The 11,703-nt window shown below is 71.8% G+C and carries 9 protein-coding genes; 3 read left to right on the top strand and 6 right to left on the bottom strand.

Features of this window, described 5'->3' with window-relative positions; all coding sequences use genetic code 11:
• Window positions 1–56: 56 nt before the first annotated feature.
• Complete coding sequence (locus QMG39_RS16150; RefSeq protein ID WP_281886780.1) at window positions 57–2,165, bottom strand: DNA gyrase/topoisomerase IV subunit B; 2,109 nt, start codon at window positions 2,163–2,165, stop codon at window positions 57–59.
• Window positions 2,166–2,313: 148 nt separating this feature from the next.
• On the opposite strand from QMG39_RS16150, the gene QMG39_RS16155 reads away from it, so the two are divergent.
• Entirely contained in the window at window positions 2,314–2,550 is a 237-nt protein-coding gene (locus QMG39_RS16155; protein ID WP_281886783.1) for a DUF7455 domain-containing protein, read from the top strand.
• 84 nt (window positions 2,551–2,634) lie between these two features.
• On the opposite strand, the gene QMG39_RS16160 is transcribed toward QMG39_RS16155, so the two are convergent.
• The 4 genes from QMG39_RS16160 to QMG39_RS16175 form a co-directional block, all read right to left on the bottom strand.
• Entirely contained in the window at window positions 2,635–3,366 is a 732-nt protein-coding gene (locus QMG39_RS16160; RefSeq protein ID WP_281886785.1) for a type 1 glutamine amidotransferase, read from the bottom strand.
• Complete coding sequence (locus QMG39_RS16165; RefSeq protein WP_281886786.1) at window positions 3,363–4,628, bottom strand: Mur ligase family protein; 1,266 nt, start codon at window positions 4,626–4,628, stop codon at window positions 3,363–3,365. Before QMG39_RS16165 ends, QMG39_RS16160 begins: the two co-directional genes overlap by 4 nt.
• A gap of 7 nt (window positions 4,629–4,635) precedes the next feature.
• Entirely contained in the window at window positions 4,636–6,015 is a 1,380-nt protein-coding gene (locus QMG39_RS16170) for an RNA polymerase sigma factor (RefSeq protein ID WP_281886788.1), read from the bottom strand.
• A 199-nt stretch (window positions 6,016–6,214) separates the two neighbouring features.
• Window positions 6,215–7,138, bottom strand: coding sequence for a proteasome assembly chaperone family protein (locus QMG39_RS16175; protein WP_281886790.1), 924 nt, complete (start codon window positions 7,136–7,138; stop codon window positions 6,215–6,217).
• A 225-nt stretch (window positions 7,139–7,363) separates the two neighbouring features.
• Between QMG39_RS16175 and lpdA the strand changes: the two genes are divergently transcribed.
• Together lpdA and sucB are read left to right on the top strand one after the other, a co-directional pair.
• On the top strand, window positions 7,364–8,737 hold the full coding sequence (lpdA, locus tag QMG39_RS16180) for a dihydrolipoyl dehydrogenase (RefSeq protein ID WP_281887324.1): 1,374 nt from the start codon (window positions 7,364–7,366) through the stop codon (window positions 8,735–8,737).
• A 64-nt stretch (window positions 8,738–8,801) separates the two neighbouring features.
• The gene (sucB, locus tag QMG39_RS16185; protein ID WP_281886791.1) at window positions 8,802–10,208 is read left to right on the top strand and encodes a 2-oxoglutarate dehydrogenase, E2 component, dihydrolipoamide succinyltransferase; all 1,407 of its coding nucleotides are present in this window, start codon (window positions 8,802–8,804) and stop codon (window positions 10,206–10,208) included.
• Here sucB and QMG39_RS16190 read toward each other — a convergent pair.
• A complete protein-coding gene (locus QMG39_RS16190; RefSeq protein WP_281886793.1) occupies window positions 10,205–11,611 on the bottom strand; it encodes a serine/threonine-protein kinase in 1,407 nt (468 codons plus the stop codon). The genes sucB and QMG39_RS16190 overlap by 4 nt on opposite strands.
• Window positions 11,612–11,703 lie beyond the last annotated feature (92 nt).

The raw sequence follows: 11,703 nt of genomic DNA on the forward strand, positions 1-11,703 counted from the left end.
AAGGGCGACGGCGGATGCCTCGAGGCATCCGCCGCCCTTCCTCGACCGGAGCCGGGTCAGGCGTCGATGCGCTCCTTGTCGAGCGCGGCGGCGCTGTCGACGATGAACTCCTTGCGCGGCGCGACCTCGTTGCCCATGAGCAGCTCGAACACGCGCCCGGCCTGCTCCGCGTCGCTGATGCCGACGCGTCGGAGGGTGCGGTGGCGCGGGTCCATGGTGGTGACCGCGAGCTGGTCGGCGTCCATCTCGCCGAGGCCCTTGTAGCGCTGGATCGGGTCCTGGTACCTGCGGTTCTTGCGCTTGAGGGCCTTCAGCACGCCGTCCAGTTCCGGCTCGGAGTACGTGTAGATGGTCTCGTTGGGCTTGGATCCCGGGTGCATGACGACGACCCGGTGCAGCGGCGGCACGGCCGCGAACACGCGCCCCTCCTCGATCATCGGGCGCATGTAGCGGAAGAAGAGCGTCAGCAGCAGCGTGCGGATGTGCGCGCCGTCGACGTCGGCGTCGCTCATGATGATGACCTTGCCGTAGCGGGCCATCGAGATGTCGAAGGTGCGGCCGGAACCGGCGCCGATCACCTGGATGATCGAGGCGCACTCGGCGTTGCCGAGCATGTCGGCGATCGACGCCTTCTGCACGTTGAGGATCTTGCCGCGGATCGGCAGCAGCGCCTGGTGCTCGCTGTCGCGCGCGAGCTTCGCGGTGCCGAGCGCCGAGTCGCCCTCGACGATGAACAGCTCGCTGTGCGCCACGTCGTTCGAGCGGCAGTCGACGAGCTTCGCCGGCAGCGTCGAGTTCTCGAGCGCGTTCTTGCGTCGCTGAGTCTCCTTGTGCGTGCGCGCGGAGATGCGCGCCTTCATCTCGGCGACGACCTTCTCGAGCAGGGCCGACGACTGCGCCTTGTCGGCGCGCGCCGTCGACGCGAACCGCTCGCGCAGCGCGGTCGCGACCACGTTCGTCACGATGGCGCGCACGGCCGGGGTGCCGAGCACCTCCTTCGTCTGGCCCTCGAACTGCGGCTCGGCCAGGCGCACGGTCACCACGGCGGTGAGGCCGGCGAGCACGTCGTCCTTGTCGAGCTTGTCGTTGCCGACCTTGAGGCGCCGCGCGTTCTGCTCGACCTGGGCGCGGATGACCCGCATGAGCCCCTGGTCGAAGCCCGCGAGGTGCGTGCCGCCCTTCGGCGTGGCGATGATGTTCACGAAGCTGCGAACGGTCGTGTCGTACCCGTTGCCCCAGCGCAGCGCCACGTCGACCACGCACTCGCGCTCGACCTCGGTCGAGACCATCGTCCCCGCGTCGGTGAGCACCGGCACGGTCTCGGTGAAGGTGCCCGAGCCCTCGAGCCGCCACACGTCGGTCACGCCCGGGTCGGTCGCGAGGTACTCGGCGAACTCGGAGATGCCGCCGTCGAACTTGAAGTGCGTGGTCTCGGGCTCCTCGCCGCGCTCGTCGATGATCGAGATGCCGAGGCCCGGCACGAGGAACGCCGTCTGGCGCGCGCGACCGATGAGCTCGTCGGCGAGGAACGCGGCGTCGCGCGTGAAGATCTGCCGGTCGGCCCAGTACCGCACCCGCGTGCCGGTCGTCTTCTTCGCGACCTTGCCGACCACTCGCAGCTCGCTCGAGAGCTCGAACGGCGTGAACGGTGCGTCCGGCGTCTTCGTCCCGTTGTCGTCGAACACCCCCGGCTCGCCGCGATGGAACGACATGGCCCAGGTGCGGCCGTCACGGTCGACCTCGACGTCGAGGCGCTCCGAGAGGGCATTGACGACGGATGCACCGACGCCGTGCAGTCCGCCCGAGGCCGCGTACGAGCCCGAGCCGAACTTGCCGCCGGCGTGCAGCTTGGTGAACACGACCTCGACGCCCGAGAGGCCGGTGCGCGGCTCCGCGTCCACGGGGATGCCGCGCGCCTGGTCGCGCACCTCGACGCTGCCGTCGCGGTGCAGCACGATCTCGATCTCGGAGCCGTGGCCGGCAAGGGCCTCGTCGACGGAGTTGTCGATGATCTCCCACAGGCAGTGCATGAGCCCGCGCGAGTCGGTCGAGCCGATGTACATGCCCGGGCGCTTGCGCACCGCCTCGAGACCCTCGAGTACGGAGAGGTGCCTGGCGGAATAGTCTGCGCTCACGACCGTCCAGACTACCCGCGCGGCGCACATCGACCCGACGCCGACACCCCGCCCGGTGGCATCCGCCGCGCTGCTGTACGCGTTCAGCGAAATACCGTCCCCACGGGACGAACGCACAGGCGGGCCGTGCTTTCATGGATGCACCCTAGGAATTGGTGCACGTACGGAGGAGGAAGCCATGACCCGTTACCCGGAGACCGATGGTGCGGTCGACGAGCTCGAGCCCCCGCACGAGCTGACCGCACTGGACCGCTGCGACAGCTGCGGCGCGCAGGCCTACATCCGCGTCGTCGTGAGCAGCGGCGAGCTGCTGTTCTGCGCGCACCACGGCCGCAAGCACCAGGAGAAGCTGTCGGAGATCGCGCACTCATGGCACGACGAGTCGTCGCGGCTCGTCGCCGAGTCGCGCCCGTAGCGCTCGACGAACTCACCGGCCCGTCCGTGATCCCCGTGATCCGGGCGGGCCGTCGTCATGCTCGGAGGCGTTCGGCCCGCGGCCTCAGCGGTCGGCGATGCCGAGGCGCTCGAGGATGACGGCGCGCGCCCGGTCGGCGTAGCCGTCCGCCGCGGCCGCCTGCGCGCCCGTGGCGTAGGCGACGCCCCGCCGCTCGGCGGCCGCCGCGAGCATCGCGTCGGCCAGAGCCGGGTGCTTCGCCAGCACCGGGCCGTGCAGGTGCGTGCCGATCACCGAACCCATGACCACGCCCTCCTGGCCCGAGTCGCGACCGTTGCCGCTGCCGCGCACGACGCGACCGAGCGGCGAGCCCTCGGCGCCGACGTAGTCGCGCGCGTGGTTCTCGTAGCCGACGAGCAGGCCGTGCTTCGAGCGCACGACGAGGTCGTCGCTCACCCGCGCCGCGCGCGGCACCGCGCGACCCGGCACGATGCCGAGCCCCTCGAGCGTGCGTCCGCCGCCGAACTCGATGCCCCAGCCGAGCAGTTCCATGCCGGTGCCGACGCCGAGGACGGGCACGCCCTCGGTGGCCCAGCGGCGCAGCTCGTCCTGCAGCGGGGCGATGCGCTCGCGCGCGACCTCCGCCGAGGCGTCCGTGCCCGAGCCGATCACGATCACGTCGGGTTCCACGGGGAGGCCGCCGACCTCCTCGATGCGCAGGTGCATCGCGTCGATGCCGGCCCACCGCGCACGCGCGGCGAGCACGTCGCCGTTCTCGGCGTCGCCGTTGACGTTCAGCAGGCTCGGGAACAGGCTCACGATCGACAGCGTCGTCATGCGTCCTCCTTCGCCTCGGCGAGGCCGAGGTGGGCGCGGGTGCGGCGCATCGAGTCGGCCGTGAAGACGATCGTCTTCACGCCCGTCGACGGCTCGGGCAGGGCGAGGAAGTCGTCGAGCGCGGTCGGCAGGTCGGGCTCGACCCGGTCGATCCCGACGCCGTCGTAGGCAAGCTGGAGCGCGGCCTCGTGCGCCTTCGAGCCGGAGACGATGCGCACCGACCCGAGGCCGGACGCGTCGACCGGCCAGAAGTAGGAGGGGTCGCGCACGTCGGAACCCATCGCGAAGAGGATCTGCTCGGTGCCCGGGGCGATGCCGTCGACGTTGAGCTGGAAGCTCGACGGGTTCTGCACGAGCACGAACTCGACGTCGGTGCCGCGCACGTTCACCCGCTCGCCGCGGCCGAACACCGCGGGCATCTCGCTGATCGAGCGCGCGGCGGCGTCGAGGTCGAAGTCGCGCCCGAGGATCGCCCGCGCGCCGGCGATCGCGGCGGCGGCGTCCACGGCGTAGTGGATGCCGCGGGAAGGCAGCCGCACGTCGACCGTGCGCCCGTCCGCCTCGAGCGTGGTCACGTCGCCGTCGAGCGCGACGATGCGCACGCCCTCCCCCGCCTCGAGCCGCTCGCCCGAGGTGCGCGCGTTGCCGAGCCCGCGCGGCGCGGCCTCCAGCACCTCGCCGGTCACGCCGAACCGCTCGACCGCCACGCCGCGCCCGGCGGCGCTCGCCACCTGCACGAGGTAGGCGTCGTCCGCGTTCAGCACGATCGACTTCGTCGCGCGCGACGCGATGCGCCCGAGCATCCCCGCGACCGCCTCGGAGTCGTGGAACCGGTCGATCTGGTCGACCATCACGTTCGTCAGCACGACCACGTCGGGGTGCAGGCCCGCGGTGACGCGGGCGCCGTGGCCCTCGTCCATCTCGAGCACCGCGAGGTCGCCGGGCACGCGCCCGCGCACGTCGGCGCGCTCGAGCAGTGCCGAGGTCAGCCCCTGGGCGATGTTCGCCGTGGACGGGTTCGTGAAGACCGAGCGGTCGTGCGCGCGCAGCACGCCGACCAGCATCTTCGTCGTCGTGGACTTGCCGCTCGAGCCCGAGACGACCACGAGGCCGTCGGGGAAGGAGCCGAGCGCGTGCGGGAGGTAGCCGGGGGCGAGGCGGTTGACGACGAGTCCGGGCACGGCCGATCCCCCGCCGGGCTTGCGCAGCCGGGCGAGGAAGCGGACGAACCGGCCGACGAGGATCGCCGGCGCGTAGCGCACCCGCGGCCTACTCGAGGTAGTCGCGGAGCGACTGGGAACGCGACGGGTGGCGGAGCTTCGCCATCGTCTTCGACTCGATCTGGCGGATCCGCTCACGGGTCACGCCGAAGGTGTCGCCGATCTGGTCGAGGGTCTTGGGCTGGCCGTCGCCGAGGCCGAAGCGCATGCGGATCACGCCGGCCTCGCGCTCCGAGAGCGAGTCGAGCAGGCTCTCGAGCTGCTTCTGCAGCATCGTGAAGCCCACCGCATCGGCCGGCACGACCGCCTCGGTGTCCTCGATGAGGTCGCCGAACTCGCTGTCGCCGTCCTCGCCGAGCGGGGTGTGCAGCGAGATCGGCTCGCGACCGTACTTCTGCACCTCGACGACCTTCTCGGGCGTCATGTCGAGTTCCTTCGACAGTTCCTCGGGCGTGGGCTCGCGGCCCAGGTCCTGCAGCATCTGGCGCTGCACGCGGGCGAGCTTGTTGATGACCTCGACCATGTGCACGGGGATGCGGATCGTGCGGGCCTGGTCGGCCATGGCGCGCGTGATCGCCTGGCGGATCCACCACGTCGCGTAGGTCGAGAACTTGAAGCCCTTCGTGTAGTCGAACTTCTCGACCGCACGGATCAGGCCCAGGTTGCCCTCCTGGATGAGGTCGAGGAACTGCATGCCGCGACCGGTGTAGCGCTTGGCGAGCGAGACGACGAGGCGGAGGTTCGCGCCGAGCAGGTGGGACTTCGCGCGCTGGCCGTCCTTCGCGACCCAGGCGAGCTCGCGGCCGAGCTGGCTGCGGTGCTCCTCCTTGGACATCTGCGACAGCTTCTCCTCGGCGAAGAGGCCCGCCTCGATGCGCATCGCGAGCTCGACCTCCTCGGCCGCGTTCAGGAGCGCGACCTTGCCGATCTGCTTCAGGTAGTCCTTGACCGGGTCGGCCGTCGCACCCGTGATCTGCGTCGAGTAGACGGGCACGTCGTCGTCCTCGTCGACCGCGCGCAGCACGATCGCGCCGGTCGGGTGCGCCTCGACCTTGGGGGCCTTCGCATCCGACTCGTCGGTGTCGTTGTCGCCCTCGTGCGCGTCGTCGACGTCGGCGGCGTCGACCTCGTCCTCGTCGACGTCCTTCGGCGCGGCCTTCTTGCGGGTGCCGGTCGCCGCGCGCTTCGCGGGTGCCTTCTTCTCTGTCGCCGGGGTCTCCGCGGCGGCCTTGGCAGTCGAGCGCTTCGTCGTGGTCGACTTCGCAGCGGTCGTCTTCGTCGCGGTCGTCTTGGTCGTGGTGCGCTTCGCGGGCGCCTTCTTCGCGGTCGTGCCCGCGGTCGCCTTGGTGGTGCGCGACTTGGTCGCGGTGGTGGACTTCGCGGTCGTGGTGGCAGGCGCGTCCTGCTTGGGTTCGGTCTGCTGTGCCATACGGAAACCTCTCGGGTCCGATCGATGCGACGGGCGCGCCGCGGGGCCCGACTCTCGGGCCGCACGATCGTTTCGGACATTACAAAGGCCCATGTCAAGTCGTGGGCGAGGCCGGGGGCAACGCGAAAGAGCCGACTTGAACGGGTCCTTGCCTACAATTATAACCCGCTGTCGGGGTCTGCGATTCCCCTGTTCCGCGTTATCCGCGCGGCGTGTCGTCGTCGCGGGTGCGCCGGAAGGCGAGGAACTTCTCCAGCTCGGCCGCGATGTCGTCGGCGCTGGGCACCTCGCCGGCCTCGTCGGTCAGCGGGGATCGCAGCGTCGTCCCCTCCATGTACGCGTCATGCCGCTCCTCGAGCGAGCCGACGAGCTTCGCGAGCTCGCCGTTCTCGCCGACCTGCTCGTCGATGCGCCCGACGAACTCCCGGCCCTGCTCGCGCAGCGCGTCGGTCGGGAAGATGAGCCCGGTCGCGGCGCTGATGCACTCGAGCGCGGAGACCGCGGCGAGCGGGTACTCGGTGTCGGCGAGGTAGTGCGGTACGAGCAGCACGAAGCCGGCGATCGGCATGCCCCGCTCGCGCAGCCGGTACTCGAGCAGGTGCAGCGCGTTGCCGGGGGCCTGCGTGTGCGGACGCCAGACCGACATCGACTCGACCAGGTCCTCCCGGTTGCCGCTCACGGTGACGCCCATCGGGCGGGTGTGCGGCACCGGCATCGGGATCGCGTGCACCCACGTGGCCGTCTCCACCCCGAAGCGGTCGACCAGGTCGAGCACCGCGCGCACGAACCGCTCCCACTGGAAGTCCGGCTCGAAGCCGGTGAGCAGCAGGAACCGCCGACCCAGCTCGTCGCTCGCGAGGTGCAGCCGCAGCCTGGGCGGCTCGTAGTCGGAGATGTGGTCCTGGTCGAAGGTGATGACCGGCCGCCTGGCCCGGTAGTCGAGCAGTACGTCCGCGTCGAACTCGGCGACCAGCTCGGTGTCGAGCGTGTCGACGAGGTAGCTCGTGAACTGCGAGACCGCCGCTCCGGAGTCGGCGAACCCGGTGAGGCCGGCGACCAGCGGAAGCCCCCGGGGGACCTCGACTCCGGCCACCAGCTCGTACAGTTCGCGGGGGTCTCGCATGGCTTCAATGCTAGTGAGGCGGATGCCGCGGGCGGCCGCCCGCGCGCACCGGCCGACCATGCCGAGAGCGAACACTTCGCGTGCATCGTGCACCGCGCGCTGCCCGCTCCGACGGGTAGTAAGGTCGTGTGGGGCGAGAACGACTCGTCCGTGCAGCCTGTCGGCGGGCCATCGATCCGCAGGGCAGACCGTGTCGCAGATCTGGTGCGCAAGGGAGATATCCGGGTGTCCGAGCAGAATTTTGACATCGTCGTTCTCGGCGGAGGCAGCGGAGGGTACGCGGCCGCGTTGCGCGCCGTGCAACTCGGATTCAGCGTCGCGCTCATCGAGAAGGACAAGCTCGGCGGGACGTGCCTGCACCGGGGCTGCATCCCCACCAAGGCACTGCTGCACGCCGCCGAGATCGCCGACGGGGCCAAGGAGTCCGACAAGTTCGGCGTCCGCGCGACCTTCGAGGGAATCGACATGCCCGCGGTCAACGCGTACCGCGACGGCGTGGTCTCGAGCAAGTGGAAGGGCCTCCAGGGCCTCGTGAAGGCGCGCGGCATCACCGTCGTCGACGGCGAGGGCCGCCTCACCTCCCCGACCACCGTGCAGGTCGGCGACCAGACCATAACGGGCAAGCACGTGATCCTCGCGACCGGCTCGTACTCGCGCACCCTGCCCGGCCTCGACATCGGCGGTCGCGTCATCACCAGCGAGACCGCGCTGCAGCTCGAGTGGGTGCCGCGTCGCGTGGCCGTGCTCGGCGGCGGCGTCATCGGCGTCGAGTTCGCGAGCGTGTGGCGCTCCTTCGGCGCCGACGTGACCATCATCGAGGCGCTCCCCCACCTCGTCCCCAACGAGGAGGAGTCGGTCTCGAAGCAGCTCGAGCGCGCCTTCCGCAAGCGCGGCATCGAGTACAAGCTCGGCACCCGCTTCCAGGGTGTCACCCAGGACGACTCCGGCGTGGTCGTCACCCTCGAGGACGGCTCGACCGTCGAGGCCGACCTGCTGCTCGTCGCGGTCGGCCGCGGCCCGGCGACCCACAACCTCGGCTACGAGGAGGTCGGCGTCGAGATGGACCGCGGGTTCGTGCTCACGAACGACCGCCTCCAGACCAGCGTCCCCGGCGTCTACGCGGTCGGCGACATCGTCCCCGGCCTCCAGCTCGCGCACCGCGGCTTCCAGCAGGGCATCTTCGTCGCCGAGGAGATCGCCGGTCTGAACCCCATCGTGGTCGACGACGTCAACATCCCCAAGGTCACCTACTGCGACCCCGAGGTCGCGTCGGTCGGCTACACCGAGGCGAAGGCCAAGGAGCAGTTCGGCGACGACAAGGTCTCGAGCTACGAGTACAACCTCGGCGGCAACGGCAAGAGCCACATCCTCGGCACGAGCGGCTCGATCAAGGTCGTGCGGGTCGAGGACGGCCCCGTGGTCGGCGTCCACATGATCGGCGCCCGCGTGGGCGAACTGATCGGCGAGGCCCAGCTGGCCGTGAACTGGGAGGCGTACCCCGAGGACGTCGCCCCGCTCCTGCACGCGCACCCGACGCAGAACGAGGCGCTCGGCGAGGCCTTCCTGAAGCTCGCCGGCAAGCCGCTGCACGCGATGTGACGCCACGCGGTCCGAGACACACCAATAAGCTAAGAAGCGCACACGCTGTGAAGGAGTCAATCGCATGAGCGAATCCGTCAGCCTCCCGGCACTCGGTGAGAGTGTCACCGAGGGCACGGTCACCCGATGGCTGAAGAACGTCGGAGACCAGGTGGAGGTCGATGAGCCGCTGCTCGAGGTCTCGACCGACAAGGTCGACACCGAGATCCCCTCCCCCGTCGCCGGGGTCGTCGAGGAGATCCTCGTCCAGGAGGACGAGACCGTCGAGGTCGGCACGCCGCTCGTGACGATCGGCGACGGCTCCGGCGCCGCCGCACCGGCCGCCGAGCCCGAGCCTGCCGCCGAGGAGCCCGCTCCCGAGCCGGAGCCGGAGCCCGCCCCGGAGCCCGAGCCCGCCCCGGAGCCCGAGCCCGAGCCCACCCCTGAGCCCGAGCCCGAGCCCGAGCCGCAGGCTGCACCCGCCGCCCCGGCCGCGCCCGCCGCACCGGCCGCTCCGCCCGCACCCCCCGCGCCGCCGGCCGCACCGGCCGCCCCCGCGGCCGCGGAGTCGTCCGCCCCGTCGCACGGCGGTGGCGGCTACGTCACCCCGATCGTCCGCAAGCTCGCGAACGAGCAGGGCGTCGACCTGTCGGCCGTCACCGGCACGGGCGTCGGCGGCCGCATCCGCAAGCAGGACGTGCTCGACGCCCGCTCGACCGCCGCAGCCGCCGCGCCGGCGGCCGCAGCCGAGCCCAAGCCGCGTCCCGAGCCGTCGCCGCTGCGCGGCACGACGCAGTCGATGACCCGCCTGCGCAAGGTGGTCGCCGAGCGCGCCGTCGTCTCGATGCAGTCGACCGCGCAGCTCACGAGCGTGGTCGAGGTCGACGTCACCAAGGTCGCGCGCCTGCGCGACAAGGCGAAGGCGGCCTTCCTCGAGGAGACCGGCAACAAGCTGTCGTTCATGCCGTTCTTCGCCCTCGCGGCGATCGAGGCGCTCCGTGCGTTCCCGATCATCAACTCGACCGTCGACGGCGACTCGATCGTCTACCCCGACACCGAGAACCTGAGCATCGCGGTCGACACCGAGCGCGGCCTGCTCACCCCGGTGATCAAGAACGCGGGCGAGCACGACATCGCGGGCCTCTCGGCGCAGATCGCCGACCTCGCCGAGCGCACGCGCAACAACCAGCTGAAGCCCGACGAGCTCGCCGGCGGCACCTTCACGCTGACGAACACCGGCTCGCGCGGCGCGCTGTTCGACACGCCGGTCGTCTTCCTCCCGCAGACGGCCATCCTCGGCACCGGCGTCGTGGTCAAGCGCCCCGTCGTCGTCAGCCAGGACGGCACCGACGCGATCGCGGTCCGTTCGATGGTGTACCTCGCCCTCTCGTACGACCACCGGATCATCGACGGCGCCGACGCGGCCCGCTTCCTCACCACGGTCAAGAACCGCCTGGAGGAGGGCGACTTCGAGGGCGACCTCGGAATCTAGCCCCAGACCGAGCGCAACGACCACCCGGCCTCGCCCCTCACCACGAGGGCCGAGGCCGGTGGCGTCTCCGGGTCGGTCGACGCCACCCGCACCAGCACGGCATCGCCGAGCCGGTCCAGGACCGTCACCTCGCCGAGCGGGCCGAGCGGCGAGACGGTCGCCCCACGACCGGAGCGCAGCAGCGCGAGGTCGTCGCTCAGCTGTGCCGACCCCGGTTGCAGCACCCGCTCGAGGCACGACTCGGACGCCGACGCGAGGCATCGTGCGCGCTGCTCGAGCAGCAGCCGTGCCGCCTCCGCGGCGTCGGCCTCGGGACCGGGTCGTGCCCAGTCGGCGTCGGCGGGTCCGTCGCCGCCGGCGGCGGCACCGGTCGCCGAGGGTGCCGTTCCATCCTCGGCCGCCCCATCGGCGTGCACCGACGGCGGCAGCAACGTCAGGGCGAGCACGAGGCCCGACGCCGCGACGGCGGCGCCGACGGCGATCGGTCTCCGTCGCACCCGGATCGCCGCGCGGATGCGGCCCGCGATCCCGCCGTCCAGCGCACGCTCCCACGCCTCGGCGGACTCCTCGGGCACCTGCAGGATCCCGGCCCAGGCCGCCGTGCGCCCGCTGCCCGCAGCCGCGCCGGATTCCTCCGCACGCACGTCGATGGCGGCGTCGAGCGGCGCCGTCTCGGTCGCATCCGTCGATCCCTCCGCCGCGGGCGCGAGCACCACCGGGCGAGGCACGGCGACGGCGAACACGGCGCGCTCCCACGCGGCATCGTCGCGGGCGAACGGCCTCGATCGCGCGGATCGCTCGCACCAGTCGGCGAGCCCCGCGAACGCCCGGGAGTCGGGCACGCGGGCGCCCACGGCGCGCACGAGCGCCGCGTACGCCTGAAGGGCCGCTCGACGGGCTTCGACCGCGGCGGCGCCGCCCGCACCGTCGATGCGGGAGAGCGCGCCCAGTCCGATGAGCCGGGGCCGCCCGGTGCGATCGAGCATCACGTCGCCGGGCGCGAGCCCGGCCGGGGCGAAGCCGGAACGCTCGAGCGCCAGCACCGCCTCGCGCACGCCCGCCAGCAGGGTGACGGCCTCACCGGGCGCCCATGCGCGCCGCTCGAGCAGTTCGGGCAGGCCGACCGCGAGCGGCTCGACGACCAGCCGGGGCGCGGTGCCGTCGCTCACCGCGTCGTGCAGCGCCGGGAGCACACCCGCTCCGACCCGCGACATCGCCTCGGTCTCCATCGCCAGCCGGTCGACATCGCACCCGTGCGGGTACGCCCGCACCACGACCGGCTCCGCCGGCTCCCCGCCCACGCCGTCGCGGCTTCCGAGCCACACGACGCACCGGTCACCGGTCGCGAGCCGGCGCACCAGCCGGTAGCCGCCGAGGCGTGCCGGGTCCGTCCGCATCTCCACGGGACGAGCCTCTCCGCACCTCCGCACGACCGGGACGACGACCCGTGTCCCCCGCGCACATCGCCCGGCACCGGACCGTGTGGAGGACGCCG

The organism is Agromyces rhizosphaerae (genome assembly GCF_027925245.1).
GTDB lineage: Bacteria > Actinomycetota > Actinomycetes > Actinomycetales > Microbacteriaceae > Agromyces > Agromyces rhizosphaerae.